At 67.7% G+C, this 23,548-nt stretch carries 17 protein-coding genes and 2 tRNA genes; 9 read left to right on the top strand and 10 right to left on the bottom strand.

All coding sequences use genetic code 11. From position 1 onward, the window contains the following. Positions 1–907: phosphohexomutase domain-containing protein (locus AC5RVG_RS16885; RefSeq protein WP_494014768.1), on the bottom strand; the 907-nt coding region annotated here is incomplete at its 3' end. 70 nt (positions 908–977) lie between these two features. Here AC5RVG_RS16885 and AC5RVG_RS16880 point away from each other — a divergent pair. The 4 genes from AC5RVG_RS16880 to AC5RVG_RS16865 all read left to right on the top strand — a co-directional run bounded on the left by AC5RVG_RS16880 (position 978) and on the right by AC5RVG_RS16865 (position 6,560). Beyond that, positions 978–3,167: a RecQ family ATP-dependent DNA helicase gene (locus AC5RVG_RS16880; RefSeq protein ID WP_494014767.1), complete on the top strand. Its 2,190-nt coding sequence runs from the start codon at positions 978–980 to the stop codon at positions 3,165–3,167. Between the two features lie 90 nt (positions 3,168–3,257). Continuing rightward, the gene (locus tag AC5RVG_RS16875) at positions 3,258–3,620 is read left to right on the top strand and encodes a PadR family transcriptional regulator (protein WP_494014766.1); all 363 of its coding nucleotides are present in this window, start codon (positions 3,258–3,260) and stop codon (positions 3,618–3,620) included. Continuing rightward, on the top strand, positions 3,620–4,963 hold the full coding sequence (locus AC5RVG_RS16870; protein ID WP_494014765.1) for a permease prefix domain 1-containing protein: 1,344 nt from the start codon (positions 3,620–3,622) through the stop codon (positions 4,961–4,963). Before AC5RVG_RS16875 ends, AC5RVG_RS16870 begins: the two co-directional genes overlap by 1 nt. 139 nt (positions 4,964–5,102) lie before the next feature. Next, positions 5,103–6,560, top strand: a complete 1,458-nt coding sequence (locus AC5RVG_RS16865; RefSeq protein ID WP_494014771.1) for an FAD-dependent monooxygenase — start codon at positions 5,103–5,105, stop codon at positions 6,558–6,560. A gap of 117 nt (positions 6,561–6,677) precedes the next feature. On the opposite strand, the gene AC5RVG_RS16860 is transcribed toward AC5RVG_RS16865, so the two are convergent. From AC5RVG_RS16860 to AC5RVG_RS16850, 3 genes are all read right to left on the bottom strand, one after another. Continuing rightward, a complete protein-coding gene (locus AC5RVG_RS16860; RefSeq protein ID WP_494014764.1) occupies positions 6,678–7,892 on the bottom strand; it encodes an IS110 family RNA-guided transposase in 1,215 nt (404 codons plus the stop codon). Positions 7,893–8,490: 598 nt separating this feature from the next. Further along, positions 8,491–9,018 (bottom strand): hypothetical protein, encoded by a 528-nt coding sequence (locus tag AC5RVG_RS16855; RefSeq protein ID WP_494014763.1) that lies wholly within the window; start codon positions 9,016–9,018, stop codon positions 8,491–8,493. 195 nt (positions 9,019–9,213) lie between these two features. Next, entirely contained in the window at positions 9,214–9,399 is a 186-nt protein-coding gene (locus AC5RVG_RS16850; protein ID WP_494014762.1) for a hypothetical protein, read from the bottom strand. 217 nt (positions 9,400–9,616) lie between these two features. Here AC5RVG_RS16850 and AC5RVG_RS16845 point away from each other — a divergent pair, with 217 nt between their 5' ends. Then, positions 9,617–10,195 carry a hypothetical protein gene (locus tag AC5RVG_RS16845; protein WP_494014761.1) on the top strand — a complete coding sequence of 193 codons (579 nt, stop codon included), beginning with the start codon at positions 9,617–9,619 and terminating at the stop codon, positions 10,193–10,195. 186 nt (positions 10,196–10,381) lie between these two features. Further along, a complete protein-coding gene (locus tag AC5RVG_RS16840; RefSeq protein WP_494014760.1) occupies positions 10,382–10,897 on the top strand; it encodes a hypothetical protein in 516 nt (171 codons plus the stop codon). Positions 10,898–11,244: 347 nt separating this feature from the next. Here AC5RVG_RS16840 and AC5RVG_RS16835 read toward each other — a convergent pair whose 3' ends face one another. Further along, entirely contained in the window at positions 11,245–11,967 is a 723-nt protein-coding gene (locus tag AC5RVG_RS16835; RefSeq protein WP_494014759.1) for a tyrosine-type recombinase/integrase, read from the bottom strand. 25 nt (positions 11,968–11,992) lie between these two features. Here AC5RVG_RS16835 and AC5RVG_RS16830 point away from each other — a divergent pair, with 25 nt between their 5' ends. After that, positions 11,993–12,217, top strand: coding sequence for a hypothetical protein (locus AC5RVG_RS16830; RefSeq protein ID WP_494014758.1), 225 nt, complete (start codon positions 11,993–11,995; stop codon positions 12,215–12,217). Positions 12,218–12,571: 354 nt separating this feature from the next. Here AC5RVG_RS16830 and AC5RVG_RS16825 read toward each other — a convergent pair. Both AC5RVG_RS16825 and AC5RVG_RS16820 read right to left on the bottom strand, forming a co-directional pair. Further along, positions 12,572–12,660 (bottom strand) — tRNA-Ser (locus AC5RVG_RS16825). Positions 12,661–12,725: 65 nt separating this feature from the next. Then, positions 12,726–14,792: a prolyl oligopeptidase family serine peptidase gene (locus tag AC5RVG_RS16820; RefSeq protein ID WP_494014757.1), complete on the bottom strand. Its 2,067-nt coding sequence runs from the start codon at positions 14,790–14,792 to the stop codon at positions 12,726–12,728. Positions 14,793–14,850: 58 nt separating this feature from the next. Here AC5RVG_RS16820 and AC5RVG_RS16815 point away from each other — a divergent pair, with 58 nt between their 5' ends. Next, positions 14,851–16,854, top strand: coding sequence for an FAD/NAD(P)-binding protein (locus tag AC5RVG_RS16815; RefSeq protein ID WP_494014756.1), 2,004 nt, complete (start codon positions 14,851–14,853; stop codon positions 16,852–16,854). A gap of 76 nt (positions 16,855–16,930) precedes the next feature. On the opposite strand, the gene AC5RVG_RS16810 is transcribed toward AC5RVG_RS16815, so the two are convergent. From AC5RVG_RS16810 to AC5RVG_RS16800, 3 genes are all read right to left on the bottom strand, one after another. Beyond that, positions 16,931–21,325: an ExeM/NucH family extracellular endonuclease gene (locus AC5RVG_RS16810; protein WP_494014755.1), complete on the bottom strand. Its 4,395-nt coding sequence runs from the start codon at positions 21,323–21,325 to the stop codon at positions 16,931–16,933. 294 nt (positions 21,326–21,619) lie between these two features. After that, the gene (locus AC5RVG_RS16805; RefSeq protein WP_494014754.1) at positions 21,620–22,120 is read right to left on the bottom strand and encodes a septum formation family protein; all 501 of its coding nucleotides are present in this window, start codon (positions 22,118–22,120) and stop codon (positions 21,620–21,622) included. A gap of 191 nt (positions 22,121–22,311) precedes the next feature. Next, positions 22,312–22,399 (bottom strand) — tRNA-Ser (locus AC5RVG_RS16800). 89 nt (positions 22,400–22,488) lie between these two features. Between AC5RVG_RS16800 and AC5RVG_RS16795 the strand changes: the two genes are divergently transcribed. Next, on the top strand, positions 22,489–23,469 hold the full coding sequence (locus AC5RVG_RS16795; protein WP_494014753.1) for an NAD(P)H-quinone oxidoreductase: 981 nt from the start codon (positions 22,489–22,491) through the stop codon (positions 23,467–23,469). Positions 23,470–23,548 lie beyond the last annotated feature (79 nt).

Below are 23,548 nucleotides of genomic sequence, written 5' to 3'. Positions count from 1 at the left end.
CGGCGCGGGAGGTGATCAGGTTGTGGATCACCGCCGGGCTTTCTTCGCCGGCGGCGCGGGCGCGGGCGATTTCGCGCCGGGCGACCAGCGCGGTGATTGCCGAGGGGGAGACCACCGCCCCGGTCTCATCGATCACGAAGCACCGGTCGGCGTCGCCGTCGAAGGCCAGGCCGAGGTCCGCCCCGTGCTCGGTGACGGCGGCCTGCAGGTCCACCAGGTTTTCCGGTTCCAAGGGGTTGGCCGGATGGTTGGGGAACGTGCCGTCCAGCTCGAAATACAGCGGCACGACCTGAAGCGGCAGCGCCGGCAGCAGGGTGTCGCCGAGCACGGCGGGGGTGGTCATCCCGGCCATGCCGTTGCCGGCGTCCACGACTACCTTCAGCGGCCGGATGCCGGCCAGGTCCACCAGGGAGCGCAGGTAGGAGGCGTAACCGGCCAGCACGTTGGTTTCGCTGATGGTTCCGGGTTCGGTGCCGTCGGGGATTCCGGTCTCGAGGTACTTCTGCGCCAGGTCGCGGATGTCGAACATGCCGGTGTCGGAGGAGACCGGCACCGCCCCGGGCTTGGCCATCTTCAGGCCGTTGTACTGGGCGGGGTTGTGGCTGGCGGTGAACACCACCCCGGCGGCGTCCAGGGACCCGCAGGCGTAGTAGAGCTCATCGGTGGAGATCAGCCCCAGCATTTGGATGTTGGCCCCGCGGCCGGCCGCGCCGTGGGCGAACGCGGCGGCGAATTCCGGCGAGGACGGGCGCATGTCGCCGCCCACCAGCACGGTCTGCCCGGCCAGGGACAACACGTCCACGAACGCGGCGCCGGTCGCCTCGACGGTCGCCGCCGTAATGGTTTCGCCCACGATCCCGCGGACGTCGTACGCCTTGAAGGACAGGCCAAGATCTATGCTGCTCACTTCACCAGCTTATAAGGGGCTGCTGTGGAAAAGGGCCAGGTTGTCCTCGGCGGCTGCGATACTGGGCAGCATGGCTGAGCTGATCGACGGGACAACGGACGCGGCGACGACGGGAACGGCGGTGCCCGGGCAGGACGACGGCGGGCTGCGCGGGGAGGCCACCGCGCTGCTGCGCGCCCTGGTGGGCAATGACACGGCCGAGTTCCACGAGGGCCAGTTCGAGGCTGTCGAGGCGCTGGTTTCCGGCGGGCGCCGGGCCCTGGTGGTGCAGCGTACCGGCTGGGGAAAGTCGGCGGTCTACTTCGTGGCGAGCCTGCTGCTGCGCCGCCGCGGCGCCGGCCCCACCCTGATCGTCTCGCCCCTGCTCGCGCTCATGCGCGACCAGGTGGCGGCGGCCGAACGCGCGGGGGTGCGGGCCGCGGCGATCAACTCGGCGAACCAGCTGGAATGGGGCCAGGTCCAGGAGCAGTTGGCCGCCAATACCCTGGACGTGCTGCTGGTCTCGCCCGAGCGGCTGAACAATCCGCGGTTCCGCGACGAACAGCTGCCGCAGCTGGTGCAAAGCTCCGGCCTGCTGGTGGTCGACGAGGCGCACTGCATTTCCGACTGGGGCCACGATTTCCGCCCGGATTACCGGCGGATCCGGGACCTGATCGCCCGGCTGCCCGAGCGGGTCCCGGTACTGGCCACCACGGCCACCGCCAATTCCCGCGTGGTCCACGACATCGAGGAGCAACTCGGCGTGCATGCCGCCCCCGGGCACGACGGCGGAGTGCTCACCATCCGGGGCCCGCTCGCCCGCGCGTCGCTGCGGCTGGGAGTGCTCCGCCTGGCCAGCCCGCGTGCCCGGCTCGGGTGGCTGCTCACGCACCTGGATGACCTGCCCGGCAGCGGAATCATCTACGCCCTCACGGTTTCCGCCGCCGAGGACACGGCCCGGCTGCTCCGCGAGGCCGGCCACGAGGTGGCCGCCTACACCGGCCGGACCGATCCCGCCGAGCGGGAACAGGCCGAGGCGGCGCTGAAGGAGAACCGGGTCAAGGCGCTGGTGGCCACCAGCGCCCTCGGCATGGGCTTCGACAAACCCGACCTGGGCTTTGTGGTGCACCTGGGTGCGCCGAGTTCCCCGGTGGCCTACTACCAGCAGGTGGGGCGCGCAGGCCGCGGAACTCCGAACGCTGACGTGCTGCTCCTGCCCGGTACCGAAGACCGGGACATCTGGGAGTACTTTGCCACGGCGTCGATGCCGAACGAGGGCACGGCCACGGCCGTGCTGCGCGAGCTCTCCGTCCCGGGGACCGTGCTGTCCACCGCGGCGCTGGAGACGCTGGTGAACCTGAAACGGTCCCCGCTGGAACTCTTGCTGAAGGTCCTCTCCGTGGACGGCGCGGTGCGCAAGGTCAGCGGCGGCTGGGAGGGAACCGGCCAGCCCTGGACCTACGACGCGGAGCGCTACGGACGCATTTCGCAGGCCCGGGTGGCCGAGCAGAACGCCATGCTGGACTACGAGAACACCTCCGGCTGCCGGATGGAATTCCTCGCCAGGGCCCTGGACGATCCCGCCGCCGCGCCCTGCGGGCGCTGCGACAACTGCGCCGGACCCTGGTACTCGGACACCGTCGCGGCCGAGGCCACCGAAAGCGCGGGCGCCGCCCTGCAGCGGGCCGGCGTGGAACTGGAACCGCGCGCCATGTGGCCCAGCGGCATGAACAAGCTGGGCGTGCCGGTCAAGGGCAAGATCCCGCCGGCGGAGGCCAACGGCAGCGGCCGGGCCCTGGCGCGGCTGACGGACCTGGGCTGGGGCGGGAAGCTGCGCGAGGTCTTCGCGGACGGGGCGCCGGACCGCGAAGTCGACCCGGCCATGCTCAACGCCTGCGTCCAGGTCCTGGCGCAATGGGGTTGGGCACAGCGCCCGGTCGGCATCGTCAGCGTCCCCTCCCGCAGCAGGCCGCTGCTGGTGCAGTCGCTGGCCCGCGGCCTGTCCGAGATCGGCCGGCTGCCCTACCTGGGCGAACTCACGGTCCCGCACGGCGGACCCCGCAGCGGCCCCGGCGGCAACAGCGCCTTCCGGTTGGCCGACGTGTGGGACCAGTTCCAGGTCCCCGAGGGCGGTGAGGCCTGGTTGGCGCAGAACCGCGGCCCCGTGCTGCTGGTCGACGACGTCGCCGACAGCCGCTGGACCCTGACCGTGGCGGGACGCGCGCTGCGCCTGGCCGGGGCCGAAGCAGTCCTGCCCCTCGTCCTGGCCCTCAAGGCCTGAGCCCCGGCCGCCCTCGCCGGAAGGCCGTCCTGCCGGATACCTAGAGCTGCTAGGGTAATACCTTGCAGATCTAGGTATCAGGAGGACCCTTTGCGCATTGACAAGGACCTGGTCGCCGCTTCGGCCACCCCGCTCGTGCTGGGGATATTGTCGGAGGGCGAACTGTACGGCTACGCCATCAGCAAGCGCGTGAGCGAACTGTCCGACGGGGGGCTGGAGTGGACGGACGGCATGCTCTACCCGCTGCTGCACCGACTCGAGCGGTTCGGGTATGTGTCGTCCTCGTGGGGCCTCTCCGAGGCCGGCCGGCGGCGCAAACACTACGCCATCACCGCCCAAGGCCGGGAGGCGCTCGCCGAGCGGCAGCAACAGTGGACGGTGGTCGCCGAGACCTTGCGGCGGGTGTGGCAGGCAGTGCCGCCGCCCGCGGCCCCGGTCGAAGGGTGGGCCTGATGGAACCGCATGCCGAGTTGGAAGCACAGATAGACCGGTGGCGCGGGTACGTCCGGCGGCGGCAGGCGATTTCACCCGCGGACCTCGATGAACTCGAGGACCACCTTCGCGGACAAATCGCCGACCGGCAGGCGTCAGGGCTGGACGACGAGGAGGCCTTCCTCGTCGCGATCAAGCGCCTGGGCAATCTGGATGCGGTCTCGCGTGAGTTCGCCCGCGAGCACTCCGACCGGCTGTGGAAGCAGTTGGTACTCGTCCCGCAGGACGCCGACTCCGCAGCGCCGCCATGGCGGGAGCTCGCTGTCGTCCTCGCTCTCGCCGTCGGGGCAGGGGTGGCCGTCAAGGCAGGCACCCTGTGGCTCGACGGCGCGGTCCTGGCACGCAACCTCGGCCTCCTCGTCTTCCCGTTCCTTGCCGCGTACTTCGCTTGGAAACGCCGGTTGACGGTGGCCAAGGCGGCGGCGCTGCTCGTACCGTTTGCCGCGCTGGCCGTGCTGCTCAATGCCTATCCGTTCGCGGCCGCCGGTTCCACCGAGGTGCTCGCCGTGCTGCACGCCCCGGTCGTCCTGTGGCTGCTGGCGGGCGTGGCGTACGTTGGCGGCAGGTGGCGGGAGCACAGCCGGCGCATGGACTTTGTCCGGTTCACCGGTGAGCTCGCGATCTACTTCACGCTGCTGGCCCTCGGCGGGGCTGTGCTGATCGGGCTCACTTTCGGTGCGCTGCAGGCTGTCGGCGTCGACTTCGAGCCTGCGATGGAGGCCTGGATCCTGCCGTTCGCCGTTCCGGGGGCGCTGGTCGTAGCCGCCTGGCTGGTAGAGGCCAAGCAGAACGTCGTCGAGAACATCGCCCCGGTGCTTACCCGCGTCTTCACGCCCCTGACCATCGTGATGCTGCTGGCTTTGCTGGCAGTGCTCACGGCGGCCGGCGGCCTGGTGGACGTCGACCGGGGGCTGCTCATCCTGATGAACGCGATCCTCGTGCTCGTCCTGGCCCTGCTGCTGTACGCGATTTCTGCCCGCGACGCGCTGGCGCCGCCGGGTCTGTTCGACGGCCTGCAATTGGTCCTCGTCGCCGCCGCGGTCGCGGTCGACGCGGTCATGCTGACGGCGATGCTGACCCGGATCGCCGAATTCGGTACCAGCCCCAACAAGGTTGCCGCGCTCGGCCTGAACCTGCTCCTGCTCGTGCATCTGGTGCGGGCGGCGTGGCTCACCGTCGGGTTCCTGCGGGGGAGGCGGCCCTTCGCAGCGCTTGAGCGCTGGCAGACAGGGTACCTGCCGGTCTATGGCGCCTGGGCCGCCGTCGTCGTCGTGGCCTTCCCGCCGGTCTTCGGCTTCGCCTGACGTTCGGAGCCGTAGGTCTCCCGCCACTTCCAATGTAGCGCGCACCCGGGGGCTTGCTGCAAGGCCCCCCTGATGCCCCAAACTGGCCCCGACGTGCCGTAAGCGGCGCACGCAAAAGGCTCGGAGAGGCGGGATCGTGATGGTCGAGGTCATCGTTGCCGGGGGCGGTCCGACGGGGATGATGCTGGCCGGTGAGCTGGCGCTGGCGGGAATGGAGGCGGCGGTGGTGGAGCGCCGCCCGACGCCGGAGCTGGTGGGCTCGCGCGCGGGCGGCTTCCACTCGCGCACGATCGAGATCCTGGATCAGCGCGGGATCGCCGACCGGTTCCTGGCCGAGGGCCAGCCCGTCCAGGCGGCGTTCTTCGGGAACACGGCGCTGGATGTCAGCGACTTTCCCACCCGCCACCCCTACACGCTCGGCCTGTGGCAGAACCATATCGAGCGGATCCTGACCGGCTGGATCGAGGAACTGGGCGTGCCGGTCCATCGGGGGCTCGAGGTCACCGGCCTGGTCCAGGACGCCGCCGGTGTGGACGTGCATTTCGCCGACGGCGGGCCGATGCGCGCGCGGTACCTGGTCGGCGCCGACGGCGGTCGCAGCGCTGTCCGCAAGGCGGCCGGCATCGGGTTCCCCGGCTGGGATGCGACGAAAAGCAGCCTGATCGCCGAGGTGGAGGTGACCGAGGAGACGCCGTCGGGCATGCGCATCGACGACGTGGGGGTCCACGGGCTGCACCTGATGGAGGACGGGCGAACGGTGCGGGTCGTCGTGACCGAGAAGCAACTGGGGCCGGCGACCGAGCCCACCCTGGCGGACCTCGGCAAGGCGCTGTCCGAGGTCTACGGCACCGACTTCGGGATCCACCATCCGACCTGGATCTCGCGCTTCACCGACGCCACGCGGCAGGCCGCGGCCTACCGCAACGGACGCGTGTTGCTGGCCGGGGACGCCGCGCACGTCCATGCTCCTTCGGGCGGGCAGGGGATCGGGCTCGGCATCCAGGACGCCGTGAACCTCGGATGGAAGCTCGCCCTGGTGGCCAGGGGCACTGCCCCGGACAGCCTGCTGGACACCTACCACGCCGAACGGCATCCCGCCGACGCCCGCGCGCTCAAGCACACGATGGCGCAGTCGCTCATGCAACGGGCCGACCCGCGCGTCGGCGCCTTGGCCGACACGGTGGCCGGACTGCTCACGATCGACGAGGCCCGGAAGCGGCTGGCTGCACTCATCTCCGGACTGGACGTCCGCTACGACCTCGGCGAGGGGCACCCGCTGCTCGGGCGGCGTATGCCCGATCTCGACGTGGCCACCGCCAAGGGTCCGCTGCGGGTGTTCACCCTCCTGCATGGAGCCCGCGCGGTGCTGCTGAACCTCGGCGCGCCGGGCAGCATCGGGCCGGGGCCGTGGGCGGACCGGGTGCAACTGGTGGACGCCAGGTACGACGGCGGGTGGAAGCTTCCCGTGATCGGTTCGGTGAGCGCTCCGGCCGCGGTGTTGATACGGCCCGACGGGCATGTGGCGTGGACGGGGGACGGGACCGGGCGGGGGCTGGCGGACGCGCTGGCCCGCTGGTTCGGCCCCGCGCGGCCTTGACGCTGCGACTGGAGGACGCGGGCCCTCATCATGCGGCCGGGCCGCCGGAACGCGAGGACCAGACGCAAAAACTCCCCCGGTTTCCCGGGGGGTGTCCCTATGTTCTTCGTCAAGGGTTCAGGCTGCCTTGAGCTGGGGTGTTTCGTAGAGGGTCATGTCGCGGAGCATGGCGAAGAGGACATCGCAACGGCGCCTGGCCAGGGCGATCAAGGCTTGGTTATGGCGTTTGCCCTCGGCGCGTTTCCGGTCGTAGTAGGCGCGTGAAACGGGGTCCTTCAGTGCGGCGAAGGCGGAGAGGAACAGGGCGCGTTTGAGGACTTTGTTGCCCTTCTTCGACGGATGGTCACCGCGGATCGAGGTGCCCGATCTCCAGGTCACCGGTGCGAAACCGGAGTACGAAGCCAGATGCCCTGCTGAGGCGAATTCCTTGCCGACGATCTCGGTGATGATCCGTGCTTCCGTCCTGACGCCGACCGCCGGCATGGATGTCAGGACGAGGTGAAGAGGGTGGGCCTCCACCAGTTCTTCGACCCGGGCCAGTACCTGCGCGCGGGAAGTCCGCAGCTGCACCAGTTGCGCCGCCAGCTGCGGCAAAACGATGCTCGCCGCGCCGGTCCCGGATACCACCACGGTCTGCTCACCCAATGCCGTGAACACCTCGGCCGCCCAACGCTTCCCAGCGCGCGGCGCAAACCTGACCAGCAGCGCAGTCACGCGGGCCAGGCCGGCCTTTCGCAGGGCGTCCGGGGTCGCGTATTTGACCAGCAGTTCGGCCATCGCCGGATGGTCCAGATGCGGTCCGATCGCCCGCTCCAACGCAGGATGGATCTGGGTCAGCAGGCCCCGGATCCGGTTGGAAGCAGCCGTGGCCTGCTGCGCCAGATCATCGTCGAAGCCGCCAAGCATCGACAGTTCCGCAGCCTGTTCATCAGCTAAGGCGATGGCGCGCAGGGTATGTGGCATGGTCCGGGCAGCCTCGGCGATGATGGCCGCGTCCCGGGCATCGGTCTTGGCTTCGCCCGGATGCAGGTCCGCGATGCGGCGCATCGCCAGCCCGGGCAGGTAACCGACCATGATGCCTTCGGTTTGGGCCACGGCGACCGGCAGGGCACCGATCGTGGCCGGCTGGCCCACCACCAGCAGCAAGGTTCCGTGCTGTGCCAGGGAGGCGATGATTTCTCGCAGTTTTCCCTCGTCCTGGGGCAGCGCCTTGTCCAGCAGTTTCTTGCCGTCACGGTCTAATGCGACGGCGTGATGGTTGCTCTTGCCGACGTCAACGCCGATGAACACGTCGACGAGGTGATGGTCTTTGATCACGCTGCCTCCAGACATCAATCCAGTACGAGTGCTGGCATGTCCTGGCGGCAGAGTTCGGCATCCACGTTACGGCCGACCTGCCGCCGTCTAAGCTTCGGCTGGTCTTGTCCCCATCAGCGATCCTCTGGCGCCTATCGAACCCCGGTGACAACACCCCCCCAGATCATGAGCGACTGGGGGCAGACATCATGCCGGAGCCGACAGGCCAGCAACCCTGATTCTTGCCTATTCAGGGCTTACGAAGAAGGTAACGGGGTTGACGCGGAGACGGGGGATTTGAACCCCATCCAAATGTGCATACATTGTGCCCGTTCTTACGCACCAGTAAAGGGCAGTAGGCCGATTTCATCCGGATTATTAGAACCGCAGAAACAGCATGATCGGGGGTGATTCGACTGTAAATCCCCCCAGTGGGGGAAAGTTTTGGTGAGACTGCGCCAGGCGAATAGTCACTTCGATTATCGCGTGGAGCACGACGGCCTAGATAGGGCGTCACTACCACCACATCCGTCAAGTAGACGGTGAGCAGGGCGAAGGCTTTGCCGCTCCGCATCCTCATCTACGTTCGCGTTCCCACGGACAAGCAGGACATCACCTCCGAGGTGCAGATCCACTAGTGGTAGGTGCTGCACTGCAGAATCCTTATCGGTAAAAAGCGATCCTCGGCGTAATACATGTACTGCACTGTTAATGGGGTATCCACGCCAAATGCCCTTATGCCTGGGAAGAGCAGAGTGTCGCACAACTGATCAACCTCTGCTTCAAATGCCTCGATCTGTCGGTGTGCCGCCGAGAGATCATAATCCGGGACGTACGTGTAGGCGAACTTGACCCTGGCGCGCCAGAACACGTCGGGCACATCGTCGGAAGGAAACAAAGTCTTATTCGCCACGTCAAATCCCCCTCCGACGGTCATCTCAGAATAGGTGCCGGCAAAGGTTGTTGCCATCAGGTTCGGAATCGTAGCTCGCTCCGCCTTTACGTAGGCCTGCAGCGCGTCTTTCTGTTCCTGACTAGGCATCGTGTCACGCAGCGACGATGCAGGTGCCGATTCGGTGGCAGCGGGCGCAGCCATTGTGGTCGGAGCGCAACCTGTCAATGCCAGCAGCGCAATGGTAGTAATCCCCCAAGCACGTTTCATAAAATGATTGAACCATCATAGTCGGCCCATCAGCGGCCGCCACGGCGGGGCACCCTGCGGGGTGCCTCTTGCCACGCCCGCTGGTGCCTGCTGAATGGGTTCACCAGACAGCCTTTCAGGGCTTAGGACCGGCTGGCGGTAGTCAGGGGTAGGGACAGGGCCTGCGGGGCGTTCAGAGGGCTGCTCGCTGCTGGACTAGTCCCGCTCGTCGTAGGGGTCTCGCCAGGCTGATTCCTCCCGGGTGATCCTTCGGACGCAAGACGCCGGCACCCAGAGTGTGTGCATCTCGTACTCTGTGTCCTGCCACTTCAGGTGCACATGCTCATCGGTCCACCCGATCGCCTTGGCGTCCACTGTCGCCCCGTCCACCTGAGCGCGCACGTAGGGCTCCCGGCGGTATGGTGCACGGCTGGGCGGGCATCGGCCGAAGTCAGGCCGCGGGCCCCGCTCGGTCGAGATGAGACCCATGGCGGCTGCGGCCTCGACTTTGTTCACATACCCATGATCGACCTCGGTGATGCGCGCCCTGAGTTTCAGTAGTTAAGGGATCAATCACGGACTAGGCTGGCAGCACCAGCGAAACCTTCCCGGGGGCATTGTGGACAACTTCACCATGGATACTTATATGCAGGAACTGCTGAACCAAGCGGAAGCCGCGCAATTTGCAGTCGAGGACCTCAACGCGTCGATAGGGGCAGATAGAGGAACAGGAAGAGCATTTGCGGCTGTGCAGTCCCTACTTGCAGCTGGAGCCATGATCTCTAAGTTGTTGTGGCCCCAGGTCAACACCGTGGATGAAGCAGGAGAACCGCTTAGCCCACTCGATCAAAAACGACGGGATGTGACGATCGCAAGAGGTCGCTCCCTGCGGAAGGCTCTCGAGATCAAGGGGATTCCGGTGTTGGAAAACCGTAAAGTCCGCAACTCCCTTGAACACTTTGACGACCGGCTGGACCGATATTTCGAGATGGGGCAGCGAATGGTACTGGATCGAAGCATCGGGCCGAAGGACAGATTGGTCAGCATCAACGGCGAGATACCTGTTCATCTCCGCCTGATTGATACTGAGCGCCGCACCGTGTCTGTCCTAGAGCAAGAGGTGCCCATTCAGGAACTGTTTGACGCGATCATGGATGTCTCCCGCCGAGCGGCAAAGTGGTGCTCTAATAATCGCTGATTACGGAACATCAGACGCAGAATGCGCCCCGCCGCCAGTGAAGGTGACGGGGCGCTTGTTTTGTTCTTTGGTCCCTGGCGATTGGGCCGTGGCTTGTTGAGCGCCCTTCCCGTTCCGGCTTTATGAACGGGGGACTGTCAATGCTATTTTGGGTGAGACGATGAACACCTACTGAAAGTTGGGGAAATGAAGGGCCTGAAACTGTTTTCTTTGGCAGCGGTCGCTACAGCCGGTGTGCTGCTGGCAGGGTGTACTGCAAGCGCAGACGCCGGAGAAAGCGCCCGAGAAAGCGCCGGAGAAAGCGCCGGCGACAGCCGAGTCGAGTACCTCACGGGCACGTGGAGCTGCAATTTACCTAATGGTTACGACGAGGACAAATTTGAATTCGCCGCTGACGGAACCGGCATTTTTCACAACAGCAGCAGTACCGTTGGGCAAGAGCCATTCGATTGGACGCTCGCGGGTGACCAGATGTTTGTGACATTCCAGACTGAGCCAGGCACCCCGGGCCTGCCCCTGATTGCGCAAGGTATCCCTGAAACGATTGAGCCGGGCACTGAGGCGCGCTTGTTCCTAGGCAATACGCAGGGTCTCGTCGAGGCTCGCTTTGGGGATGGCTATGTCGAGTTCACCAATGGCGAGGGGCAAAGCGGCTACAACCCAACCGGCTCGTGGGACAATCTGCTTTGCCGTAAGGCATAGGCTAAGGTCCGCCAAAACGAAGAAGCGCCCCGCCACCAGTGAAGTGGCGGGGCGTCGTCGTTAGTTACTCGGTGTGGCCCCGAGGCCGATCTTCGACAGCAGTGCATTTACGCCGGGGATGGCCGCGATCCTTGCCAAGGCTCCGGCGACGAGGGTCACGCCCGCGGCAACGGCCAAAAGCCAAGCGGTGACGCCGTCCGGCAGCCCTTGCCGGGGTCACTGCTGCGGTGCGGCATTACCCGCAACTTGTCGGCCGGCTGCGGGGCACTCTAGTCACCGCGAACAGGGCGGTCCCAAGAAGACTCGCGGCATGAGAAAGGCCCCGCCAAAACTGGCGGGGCCTTCGCTTACGCGGGTGCGAGCAGTTCGCCCTTCGGGGGCGTAGCGCCATTGAGTGCAGTCTCCACCATCGCCGCGGCGCGGAAGTGGGCGTCGGGCACGAGGTGGCCATACGTCTTTGTGGTCGTGATGATCGATTCGTGTCCGAGCCGGTTTGCGAGCTCGTACAGGTTCATGCCGCCGGCGATCATCATGGATGCGTGGGAGTGTCTGATGTCGTGGATTCGAGGCCGCTGATGCAGTCCCAGGTCCGCGGCCTTCACTGCGGCGTACCATCCGTCCAGCCATTGGCGGTGCTGCGGGTAGACGTCCGTCTCGAGCGAAATGCTGAAGACCGGTCGCCCGCGCTTTGCGGACTCCACTCGCGATCGGATCGCTTCGACGGTGGAGGGGGCAAGGGCGACGGTGCGGCGTGCCTTCTTCGTCTTGGGGGCGCCGATGGCCCACCCGTCTTCCATCTCTTGCCATGCCTTTGTGATTCGCACAGACGGTGTAGCAGCGTCGAGTCGAAAGTCTGCCGCGTTGAGTGCCGTCGCCTCGCCCAGCCGGAGCCCGGATCCAATCAGGAGTCGCAACATCGGCTGGTGCCATTCTTCGGCGTTGTCGATGATGGCGTTCATCTGTTCCATGGTGAGGAACATGGCCTTGTCTTCGGTCGCGTCGTCCTTTGGCAGCAGTCTTCCGTTGCAGGGGTTGTCCGGGCGGAGTCGGCGCCGGACGGCGGAGTTCATGGCCGCGTGGATGAAGCCGTGAACGTTGGCGACGGTCTTGGGGGAACCCCTTCTTGAACATGCTCTTGACCCAGCGAATGAGGTCGTCTTCGGTGATCTGATCCACGGGAAGGTGCCCGATGCCGGCGAAGTGGTTCTTGATGTAGCCGCGGTAGCGCTTGAGCGTGTACTCGCCGACGTTGATAAGCCGTTCGATGTGCCCGTGAGCTACGTCCTCGAAGCGGGGAGACTTCGACACCTGTCGGAGTAGCGCCGTTTGGGCGGCCTGGGTGTCGTGTTTGACCGCCTCGAGCAGTTCTTTCCATTGAACCGCGGCTGTCTCCGTCGGCAGTGTTTGCCTGTGCCGCGTGCCCTTGTCGTACCACTCGACGCGGTAGCTCGTGATCCGCCCAGCACTGTTCTTGCGAGCCTCGATCGTCGCCATACGTCCCCCTCGTTTTTGTGAGACCGGGAGAACGGTGTGCGATTCGGCCTCTCGGTCGAAATCCCCGTGAGCTCAACTGTTCGGGGGCATTCTGGACCTGACTTTAACAGGTCGTGGGGGGATTTTCTCGGTTTCAGGGGGATGCCCGGTAACTTCGTTGAGTTACCGGGCATCCAAGGGCGGAGACGGGGGGATTTGAACCCCCGGTCGAGTTTAACCCCGACCCTTCATTAGCAGTGAAGTCCATTCGGCCGCTCTGGCACGTCTCCATACGCTATTGCTAGCCTCACAAGACTACCCAGAATCCGGGGCCAAGAGCAAAACCGCGAAGGGCTCAGCCGGTCAGCGCGCGCCACAGGAACGCGTGCGAGAGCGCCTGCAACCGGGCCGTCTGCTTGTTGTCGCTGGCGCCGGCGTGTCCGCCCTCGAGGGCTTCGTGGAACCAGACGTTTTCGATCCCGAGTTCCTGCATCCGGGCGGCCATCTTGCGGGCCTGCACCGGGCCCACCCGGTCGTCCGAGGTGGCGGTCCAGATGAGTGTGTCGGGATACTCGGTGCCGGGCTGGAGCAGGTGGTAGGGCGAGAAGGTGCGGATGAACTCCCACTGTGCCGGGTCCTCGGGGTCCCCGTACTCCGCGATCCAGGAGTAACCGGCGGAGAGTCGGGTGTAGCGGGCCATGTCCAGCAGCGGCACCCCGCACGACACCGCGCCGAAGAGGTGCGGGTAGCCGGTCAGCATGTTTCCCACCAGCAGGCCGCCGTTCGATCCGCCGGCGCAGCCCAGCCGCTCCCGGCGGGTGACCCCGCGGTCCATCAGGTCCTGCGCCACCGCGGCGAAGTCCTCGTAGGCGCGGTGCCGGTTGGCCTGGAGCGCCGCCCGGTGCCAGCCCGGGCCGTACTCGCCGCCGCCGCGGATGTTGGCCACCACGTACACGCCGCCGCGCCCCTCCTCGCTGCGCTGTTCCAGCCAGGCCCGCCCCACCGTGCCGCTGTAGCCGGGCGTACGCGCGACTTCGAACCCGCCGTAACCCGAGAGCAGCACCGGGTTGCCGCCGTCGTACGCAAGATCCTTGGGGCCCACCTGGAAATAGGGGACCTGCGTGCCGTCCTTGGAGGTGGCGAAGTGCTGCTGGACCTCGTAGGCGGAGGCGTCAAAGTACGACGGCGATGCCTTGACTTCCAGTGCCGGCCCACCGATGGTGCCGCGCGAGAGGGTCGACGGGGTGAGGTAGCCGGTGGCCACCAGCCAGTAGTCGTCGGATTCGTCGTCGTCCACCCCGGATGCATCCACGGCGTGCAGCGCCGGGCAGTCACGGAGTTCGGAGGCGGCCCACTGCGCGGCCGGATCCAGCACCAGGATCCGGGACGAGACGTCCTGCAGCAGGTTGAGCAGCAGGTAGTTCCGGGTCCAGCTCCAGGACTGCAGCGAGGTTGCCGCGTCGGGGGCGAAGAGGACCTGCAGGGAACGGTCGCCGGCCAGGAACGCCTCCAGATCGGCGGCGAGCAGGGACCCGGCCGGGTGGACGGTGCCGTCCAGTTCCCAGTCGTCCCGCGGCCGCAGCAGCAGCCACTGGCGGTGGAGATCCACGTTCACGTCGGTGGGAACGTCGATGGGCAGCCACTCGCCGTCGCGCCGCAGGTAGGTGCGGTAGTTGAAGAAATCGATGACGTCCACCGCCACGTCCCGTTCGAAGCCGGGGGTGGAGTCGTGGCCCACCTGGGCCAGCATGTGGTCTTGGGGGACGTCGAAGTACTCGGTGGCAGCCTCCGGAGCCTGGCCGCGGCGCAGGATGCGGCTGGTCCGCGGGTAGGAGGAAGTGGTCAGCGAGCCGGGGCCGAAGTCGGTGCCCAGCAGGATGTGGTCCTCGTCCAGCCAGGAGACATAGCTCTTGGCCACCGGGATGTCGAAGCCGCCGGGCACGAAGGCGCGGTCCTCGACGTCGAACTCGCGCAGCCGCACCGCGTCGCCGCCGTCGGGGGAGAGCCGCAGCATGGCACGCCGGTAGCTGGTGCCGTCGGCCGGGCGCAGGAAGGACGAACCGGCATAGACCCAGTCGACGCCCTCGGCGGCGGCCAGCGCGTCGACGTCCAGCAGCACCTCCCAGTCCGGGGAATCGGTCAGGTAGCTCTCCCAGCTGGTGCGGCGCAGCAGGCCGCGGGGGTTGGCTTTGTCCCGCCAGAAGTTGTAGTAGTGCGGGCCGCGCTTGATGACGGCCGGGATCCGGTCCTCCGCGTCCAGGACTTCCAGAATGCCGGCCTCCAGCGCCGTGAACGAGTCGTCCACGAGCTTGGCCTCGGTGAGCCGGTTTTGTGCCTTCGCCCACTCCAGGGGCTTGTCGCCGTAGATGTCCTCGAGCCAGATGAAGTCGTCCTGGGGCAGATGCGCGGTGTCCTTGGCCATGGACCCATCCTAGGCATGCCGCCACGGGGAGCCGGTTTCCAACCCGTAGGCTAGACGGATGGACAATCCGGGCAGTTACCGTGTGGCGATCGTGGGCGCCGGCCCGCGGGGCACCTCCGTGCTGGAGCGGCTGCTGTCCAACCACCGGGCCCACGGCGGGGCGCGCCTGCGGATCCACCTGATCGATCCCTATCCTCCCGGCGCCGGGCATGTCTGGCAGCCGGGCCAGTCCCGGTTGTTCCTGATGAACACCCCCTGCCTGTTCCCCACGGTGGTGCCGGCCCCGGGGACCCCACAGGTGGGCCCCGATCCGGTGGCGGGCATGACCTTCGAGGCCTGGCGCTCCGCGGTCGCGGCCGGCAGCTTTCCCGAGGTGCCGCAGGACGACCGCGAGGAGGCCGCTGCGCTGGGGCCGGCCGATTTTCCCAGCCGGGCACTCTACGGGCGCTACCTGACCTGGACCTTCGCGCAGCTGGCCGCCCGGACCGGGGCGGACGTGTCCCTCACCGTGCATTCGGCGGAGGCCACCGGTCTCTCGGAGCACGACGGCGAATGGCAGCTTGAGCTGGCCGACGGTGCCACCGTGGCGGCGGACGCCGTGGTGCTTGCCCTGGGGCACGTTCCCGCGGCGCTGAATCCGGAGCAGCAGCAGCTGCAGGATGCAGCGGCCCGGCACGGCCTGAACTACCTGCCGCCGAATGTGCCGGCCGACGTGGACTGGGACAGGCTCCCGCCCGACCGCACGGTGCTGGTGCGCGGCATGGGGCTGAACTTTTTCGACCTGATGGTGCAGGTCACCGAAGGCCGCGGCGGAAGGTTCCTCCCGGCGACGGACACCGAGCCGTTGCGCTACGTCCCTTCGGGGAAGGAACCGCGGCTGGTGGCTGGCTCCCGGCGGGGCACGCCGTACCGGGCGAAGGCCAGGATCGACAGCTACATCCCGGCCGGCGTGGAGCTGCGGCATTTCACCACGCACGCGGCCAGCCTGTATGCCGAAGCCGGCGTGCAGCCCGGCTTCGACCACGACCTGTGGCCGATGCTGCACCGCGACGTCTACTGGGCCTACTACTCCACGCTCGCGCGGGTGGAACCGGAGTGCCTGAGCGTGCCGCCGGAGGAGCTGCTGGCCGGGCTGGAGCGGCTGCTGGCGGAGAAGACGGAGCCGGGCAGCCGCACCCTGCTGGTGCGTGCGGGGGCCTACCTGTCGGAACGGGTCGCCGGGCACCGGTTGCTGGACGTGGAGGCACTGGCCAAGCCGTTCAACGGGCGCAAGTTTGCCTCCGCGGCGGACTACGAGCAGGCCGTGCTGGACTATCTGGATGCCGATGCCATGGGTTCCGCCCGCGGCACCGACGATCCGCTCAAGATGGCCATCGGGGCTCTCAACGCCGGGCGCTCGCTGTTGAAGAAGATTGTGGCCGACGGCGGCATCACGGAGGAATCGTGGCTTGCCGAACTGCGCGGCTGGTTCGAACCGCTGGTCGAAGGGCTGGCGAGCGGACCGCCGGCCCAGCGCATCGAGCAGTTGGCCGCCCTGGCGCGGGCCGGTATCGTCCGGTTCGCCGGGCCGGAACCGGTTTACGAGGTGGACCCGGACAGCGGCCGGTTCCGGGTGACGTCGCCGTGGGTCGACGGCGCCGAATACACCGGCGCGTACCTGGTGGAGGCGATGATGCCGGCCAACCGGGTGGCCCACAACCGGTCTCCGCTGCTGCGGCGGATGCTCGAGGACGGCTTGGTCCGGCCGAGGTTGATGATCGGGCCCAACGGACAGCCGGTGACCTCTTCGGGCCTGGACGTGACGCTGCCGCCTTACCGTCCGCTGGACCGAAACGGCCATCCGGCCCGGAGCCTGTATGTGATCGGGCTGCAGCTGTCCTCGGTCCAGTGGGGCACGTCGATCGCCGCCGAGGCCGGGGCGCCGGGCGACACCGGCGGCCGTACGCTGCAGGATGCGGACCGGATAGCGCGCGCCATCCTGGCCGCAGCAGACAACAGGAGCCTGGCCGGCCCCGCACAGGCGGGCACCGACGTCGTCGCCAGCGGGGTGCCGGGGTACTGACCCCGGCCACGGACGCGCGTAGGCCCTCCCCGGCGGGGGAGGGCCTACGCAGTGGTTTCTAACCGGCCTTGCCGCCTTACTTGTCTTTGCCCATGTCCAGGCCCACGATGATCGGATCGTGGTCGCTCGCCCGGTAGGGGTCCGGCGCATAGAAGTCGGTGGCGTTGTAGTTGTACCGGCTGTACTCCAGCGCGATCGACTCCACCGAGTTGATGTTCCAGATGTCGGCGCCCTCGACCTTCGCGTCCGCGGCGGGCGAGGCGAAGATGTAGTCCAGCGAACCGACCATGCCGCCGAAGCTGTAGCTGTGCTCGCCGGTCTTGGCGCCCTGGTCGACGTACCCGGCGTCGGTCAGGACCCTGATCGGGTCCTCCTTCGCGTAGGAGTTGAAATCGCCGGTCAGCAGCACCTTGTTGGTCCGGAACTGCTCCTGCAGCCGATCCGCAAAGTCCACCAGGGAATGCGCCTGCGCGGTGCGGGCGGCGTTCCAGGCGCCCTGGCCGTGGTCGGCGTTCTCGCCCGACTTCGGGCCGGAGCCCTTGGACTTGAAGTGGTTGGCAATCACGATGAAGGTATCCGAGGCGCCGTTCTTGGCCTTGAACGCCTGGGCCAGCGGCTTGCGGGCGTTGGCGAAGGCTGCGGTGTCGTTGTGGATCACCGACTCTCGCACCGTCTTTACCTCGTCCTTCTTGTAGATGAAGGCCGTGCGGATGAAGTCCTCATCCGCCAGCGCCGGCAGCTCCTCCGGCGACCGGACGTAGTCCCACCCGCCGTGCTGAGGCCCCTTGCCCGAATGCTTGCCGTGGTGGCGGGTGTCGCCCAGGTCCGCATTCAGTGCCTCGGTCAGCGCGGCCAGGGCGGCGTCGCGGTCCTTGCCGAACTGCGCGGAGTTCTCGATCTCCTCCAGCGCCACGAGGTCCGCGTCCAGCGCATTGATGGCTGCCACGATCTTGTCCTGCTGGCGTTCCAGGTTCGCAGCGTCCCAGGCGCCGCGGGCGTCGCAGTTCCGGGCCGTGACCGGGTTGCCATCGCGGTCCGTGAAGGCACCGCATCCCGCCACCTGATCGCCGGTGGTGGTGAAGTAGTTCAGCACGTTGAAGGAGGCCAGCTTCACGCCGCCAACCTGTTCCGGAGCATCAGTGCGGGTGTTCTGGAACGACGCCGGCTGGACGCTTTCCGCGTTCTTCACCGTCAGATGTCCCAGCGGCTGGAAACGCCAGAGATCGAACCGGTAATCCAGCACTACGTTGGTGGTGAATGTGGCCGGGGACCCCACCCGGACCGGATCCTCGGCGGAGAGGTAAGGCAGCGGGATGTCCTTGTTGGCGTCGGCGCCCAGGTAGTTGACGCTTGAGCCGTCGTCCAGCGTGACGGCCAGGGCGGCGTTCTTCTCGGTTTCGGCCCAGAACGCGTCCGAACCATAGGTCCCGACGGCGGTCGGCTGCACCAGCGGGGAGTTTCCGGCGGCCAGGCCGATTTCACCGTACTGGTTCAGGGAGTAGTTGTCGGTGACGGTGAAGCCGCCCTGGGGAGCCAGCAGCATGCCCTCGAACTTCTCGCGCTCGTCGTCGCTGGCGGGCCAACCGATGGCGGCCGCCTTCGGGGCCGCTGCCGCCTCGGTGAGCAGCTTCAGTCCGTCGGCGGCCACCGTGAGCTCGGTCAGCCCGTGGAACTCGCTGACCTTGCCCGTGACCTCCACGAAGTCGCCGGCCTCTACCTGGCCGACGGTGGCCGGGGAGTAGACGAAGACGGCATCGGACGCCGTCCGGGCTGCCGCGTCGGTGTCACCGCCGGTGCCTTCCGTCTGGATGTAGTAGCCGTCAAAGCCGCCCGTGGCGTAGGCGGCGGTGACCACGCCCCGGGTGGTCACGGTCTGGCCGGCCAGCGGGGACTGCATGCCGGTGCCTTGGATGTCGGCGATGGCCACGGACCGCGGCAGCGGTTCGGGATCACCGCCGCCGTCGCCCCCGCCGGTGCCCTGCGGGGTGATGTCTTCGCTGAGGCTGAAGTCCGCGGAGTTGTTGTCGGTGTCCGTTCCTTCGGCGCGGTTCAGCGACCGCACGTCCTGGTTGTTGTCCGGCGCTTGGGCCGCTTCGGTTTCAAAGGTGTTCGAGGTGCCGTAGCCCAACAGGTCCACCACGTTGGCACGGTCGACGACCGAGCCGGTGCCCAGGTCCGCCACCGCACCGGCCTGGTTCGACAGCACCAGGGTGCCTCTCGTGCCGGACGGGGCCATGCCGGTCACCAGGTCAGGCTCCGGCAGGTCTTCGCCGGCGCTGCCGTTGGAGTTGGCCTGCACCAGATAGTGCCCGCCGGCCTTGATGCTGCCGGACAGCTCCGCCACGGCACTGGGGTTTCCGGTGCCGGTGGCCGAGCGGTACTGCAGCGACCAGCCGTCGAGGCTGATGTCGGCGTCCGTGGGGTTGTACAACTCCACGAACTTGTTCCGGTAGGCCGCGCCGGCGCTGCCGCCGGACAGATAGGCTTCGTTGATCACTACATGGCCGGCGCTGGTGTCTCCGGCGATGAGGGTGGTGGGCAGCCGGAAGGTGGTTCCGGACGCATCCGCGGTCAATGTGAAGTAGCCGCCGTCCAGCGCGGACGGTGCGGTGAACTCAATGGAGGCAGCGCCGTCGGTCACCGGGAAGGTGCCCAGCGTGGTGCTGGTGCCCGCGGCGTCGACGTAGGCCAGCGACACCTCGGTGGTCACCGGGGCGCCCAGCGACGTGAGGTCCAGCTTGGCCACTTGCACGCTGACCTTTTCGCCGGGACTGACGGACTCCGGCGCGCCGGTGAGCTGCACGCTGCGCCGGGCGAAGTCCGGGGACAGCGGGCTGTTGCCCCGGAGGTAGGCAATCCACGCGTCGCGGTCCACCAGGCCCGAGTCGCGGGTGTCGGTCCCGTCGTTGAAGATGTGGAAGTTGTCGCCGCCCTGGGCAAGGAAGCTGAAGGTGCCCACGCGGTAGCCGCGTTCCGGGTCCAGCGGTTCGCCGTTGACCCAGACGCCGGTGATGCGTTCCCCCTCGGGCAGGGCCGGGTCGTATGTGTAGTTGACGTTCTTGCTCAGGCCAAGCTGCAGGTAGGCGCGGCTCGGCACGTCGCCGGAGGCGGTGCGCTGCCACTGCTGCTCCAGCATGGCCTCGACCTGCGCGCCGGTCAGCGTGGTGGTCCACAGGTTGTTCAGGAAGGGCAGCACCGCGTTGGCCTCGGCGTAGGTGACGGTGCCGTCGGGCGCGTAGTAGAGCTCGTTGCGCAGGCCGCCGGGGTTCACCACGCCGATCTGCGCGCCGCCGCGTTCGGCGGAAGACAGCGACGCCAGCAGCGAGTCGGCGACGAGGTTGCCCAGCGTCGATTCCGAGGCGCGGTCGTCGCGGTCCGGCTCGGTGCCGGCATCCGGCCCGTCGGGCAGGAACGCGGTGGTGATGTCGGCGGTGACGGAGCCGACCGGCTGGGCGCCGATCTCCGCGGCGTGCTCGAGTGCGGCCTGGACGATCGAGGATACCGCGGCCACCCGCGGGTACGCGGCCGCCAAGTCACCGTCCGCGGTCTTGGTCCGCGGCACCACAGCCCCAGTGTGCGCCACGACCTCGTCCGACGCGGCGTCATAGCTCAGCTGCACCTGGCCGATGTTCTCGCCGTAGGAGCCTGCCTGCACCACGGGCCGGGTCTTGCCCTCCGCACCCGGGACCGGGGCGTCGAAGCTGTAGGCCTGGTGGATGTGGCCGTTGAAGATGACGTCCACGTCCGGGCTGGTCTCGTTAACGATCCGGTTGAACACGGCGCTGGCGCCCACCGCGCCGCCCAGATCGGTGTTGGTGTTCGCTCCCTCGTGGAAGGACGCGATGATGACGTCGGCTTCGTCGCCTTCGCCGTCGGTCAGCTGGGCCGCCACCCGGTTGACGGCGTCCACCGGGTCGCCGAACTCCAGGTCCGCGATCCCGCCCGGGGACACCAGCGAGGAGGTTTCCTCCGTGACCACTCCGACCACGCCGACGCTCACGCCGTTGACCGTGACCAGCTCGTACTCGGGCAGGGCCGGATCCGTGGTGCCGGCCCGGTACACGTTGGCGCCCAGCTGCGGGTAGTCGGACGCGGCGGCCACGCGGTCGGTCAGGTCGGCGAAGCCGCCGTCGAACTCGTGGTTGCCCACCGCCGTCGTCGCCAATTCGAGGGCGTTGAGCACATCGATGGTCGGCTGGTCCTGCTGCGTGGAGGACGCGAAGACGGAGGCGCCGATGTTGTCGCCGGCGGAGGTGAACAGCGTCCCCTCGGGGTTCTGCGCGCGGAGCTGCTCCACGGTGCCGGCGAACTTGACGGTGTTCGCGTCGATCCGGCCGTGGAAATCGTTGATGCTCAGCAGGTTCAGCTCGACCGGGTCGGCCGCGTGCGCAGGCAACGCGGCGAAAGGCGCCGCCACCAAGCCTGCCGTCAGGACCGCCGCCAGCGCGGTCTTCGGTGATGAAGTAGCCATGTGGCCCTATCTCTCAGGTGGAAGTAATGCTCCTCGAACCGCAGGGAAGGGCTGCGGCACAGCTGGTTGCACGGTGCACAGAGCGCACCGCCCCCAGTCCAGCGGGCACGGATGAACGGGAGGTTACCCGAGGGCCAGAAGCAGTGGAAGACTTCTGCGAAAGAACGTTTAAATTCGCCGCGGAACGGCTCCCGCTCTTGACAGGAAGGGTTGGGGCGGCGTCCGGGTAGCTAGCTTTGGGAAGCTAGGCGGAGCTGCCACCGGGAAGGTACATTCGGGGCGACGGCCGGGACGTTACCGCCGGGCGTCCTTCAGCGTGCCGGTGACGGGCTTCGAGCCTTCCTCCCCGAGCAGGCACAGCAGCTCCCGGTCCTCCTCGCCGGTCCAGCTGGCCTCGGTCGGGTTGAGGTAGGTCAGCTCCAGTGCCGAATCGTCGTAGGGGATGCCGGCGAAGGCCTCGAACTCGGCCACGCAGAACTCCTCGGCCTTGGCCGCCACTTCCTCGTCGCCGGGAAAATCGCCCTCCGGCAGGTTGCTGGCGGCGAACGCCTCCAGCTCGTGGGCCTGGTCGCACGGCACGAACTCCACCTCGGTCAGGCGGTCGGTGTCCGGATTGTTCAGGCAGTCGCCCACCTTGATCGCGTAGGCGCCGGCCGCGGCGGCCTCCGTCACCGCACCGGACTCATCCCGCGGCGGTTCCTCCGTTTCACCCCCGCAGCCACTAAGCAGCGCCAGAAGGACGACGGCGGTGGCCGCCTTGAGGGGGCGGCGGACGGGTGCTGGCTGGCTGGGCACGGGTGGACTCCTCAAGCTTTGGTGCGAACGACTCCTAGCCGAGGGTATACCGGGGGAGCGCCGGGCCAGAATACTTGACGCCGGATGGCCGGCGTCCGGACCATGCGCCCGACGGGCCCGGGACCGCGGCCCGGTGTGGGAGCCAAATGCAGCAGGTGCCCGGGCGAAACGGCCCGGACACCTGCTGGAAGCGGAAGGTATGGGATTTGAACCCATGAGACGGGGTTACCGCCTACTGGTTTTCAAGACCAGCTCCTTCGGCCGCTCGGACAACCTTCCTCACCTTGTAGTCTGACACGGAGGGGTCTACCCGGGCAAAGCGCGCAGGCACCGGGGTTTTGATGCCCCGGACAAGGCGAAAGGCTGGTATGAAGGCGGTTTTCTACGACGGAGCAGGCGGACCCGAGGTCCTGAACATGCGGGAGACCGAAGCACCGCAACCGGCCGAGGGCGAGGTGGTGATCGACGTCGCCGCCGCGGGAGTGAACCGCGCCGACGTCCAGCAGCGCCTGGGCGTCTACCCGCCGCCGCCCGGTGCGTCCGAGATCCCCGGCTTGGAAGTGTCGGGCCGGGTATCGGCGGTCGGCACGGGGGTCGGCGGGCTTCGGGTGGGCGACGAAGTATGTGCCCTCCTGGCCGGCGGCGGCTACGCCGAGCAGGTGGCGGTTCCGGCGGGTCAGGTGCTGCCGGTCCCGCGGGGAATCGATGTGGTGACGGCCGCGGCCCTGCCGGAGGTGGCGGCCACCGTCTTTTCCAATCTCTTCATGGCCGCGGGCGTGCAGGCCGGGGAAACGGTGCTCATCCACGGCGGCGCCGGCGGCATCGGCACGATGGCCGTCCAGCTGGTTGCCGCTTTCGGCGCGATCCCTGCCGTGACGGCCGGCAGCCGGGAAAAGCTCGACGTCGCGCGCGGGCTGGGTGCCGAGGTGCTGATCAACTACCGCGAGGAAGACTTCGTGGAACGGATCAAGGACGCCACCGGAGGCCGGGGCGCCGACGTCATTTTGGACGTGGTGGGTGCCAAATACCTGCAGCGCAACGTGGACGCGCTCGCCACCTCCGGGCGGCTGGTGGTGATCGGGCTGCTGGGCGGGGCCAAGGCCGAACTGAACCTCGGCCAGTTGATGGCCAAACGGGGTGCGGTCATCGGCACGACCCTCCGGGCCAGGCCCGCGGAGGAGAAAGCCGCCATCGTGCGGGCGGTCGCCGAGCATGTCTGGCCGCTGGTCGTCTCCGGCGACGTCAAACCCCAGGTGCACCGCACGTTCGCCCTGTCGGAGGCGGCGGCGGCCCACGAGTACTTCGATTCCGGCGAACACACCGGCAAGATCCTGCTCACTACCTCCTGAAATCGACCTTCCCGTTCCCTCCGAGCGGCGTCGCTGCTACGGTGCTTCGTGAAAGCGGACGGCGTTCCATGAGGGGAGC

It is taken from the genome of Arthrobacter senegalensis (assembly GCF_059091765.1).
Note: the sequence above shows the minus strand (reverse complement) of the source record. Positions and strands in the feature narration are given on the sequence as shown.

What these genes read in the sequence shown, in the direction of transcription:
- AC5RVG_RS16880 (WP_494014767.1), top strand. Translation starts at nt 978, where the DNA reads ATGGCTGAGCTGATCGACGGGACAACGGACGCGGCGACGACGGGAACG.
- AC5RVG_RS16870 (WP_494014765.1), top strand. Translation starts at nt 3,620, where the DNA reads ATGGAACCGCATGCCGAGTTGGAAGCACAGATAGACCGGTGGCGCGGG.
- AC5RVG_RS16865 (WP_494014771.1), top strand. Translation starts at nt 5,103, where the DNA reads ATGGTCGAGGTCATCGTTGCCGGGGGCGGTCCGACGGGGATGATGCTG.
- AC5RVG_RS16860 (WP_494014764.1), bottom strand. Translation starts at nt 7,892, where the DNA reads ATGTCTGGAGGCAGCGTGATCAAAGACCATCACCTCGTCGACGTGTTC.
- AC5RVG_RS16855 (WP_494014763.1), bottom strand. Translation starts at nt 9,018, where the DNA reads ATGAAACGTGCTTGGGGGATTACTACCATTGCGCTGCTGGCATTGACA.
- AC5RVG_RS16840 (WP_494014760.1), top strand. Translation starts at nt 10,382, where the DNA reads ATGAAGGGCCTGAAACTGTTTTCTTTGGCAGCGGTCGCTACAGCCGGT.
- AC5RVG_RS16835 (WP_494014759.1), bottom strand. Translation starts at nt 11,967, where the DNA reads ATGAACTCCGCCGTCCGGCGCCGACTCCGCCCGGACAACCCCTGCAAC.
- AC5RVG_RS16820 (WP_494014757.1), bottom strand. Translation starts at nt 14,792, where the DNA reads ATGGCCAAGGACACCGCGCATCTGCCCCAGGACGACTTCATCTGGCTC.
- AC5RVG_RS16815 (WP_494014756.1), top strand. Translation starts at nt 14,851, where the DNA reads ATGGACAATCCGGGCAGTTACCGTGTGGCGATCGTGGGCGCCGGCCCG.
- AC5RVG_RS16810 (WP_494014755.1), bottom strand. Translation starts at nt 21,325, where the DNA reads ATGGCTACTTCATCACCGAAGACCGCGCTGGCGGCGGTCCTGACGGCA.
- AC5RVG_RS16795 (WP_494014753.1), top strand. Translation starts at nt 22,489, where the DNA reads ATGAAGGCGGTTTTCTACGACGGAGCAGGCGGACCCGAGGTCCTGAAC.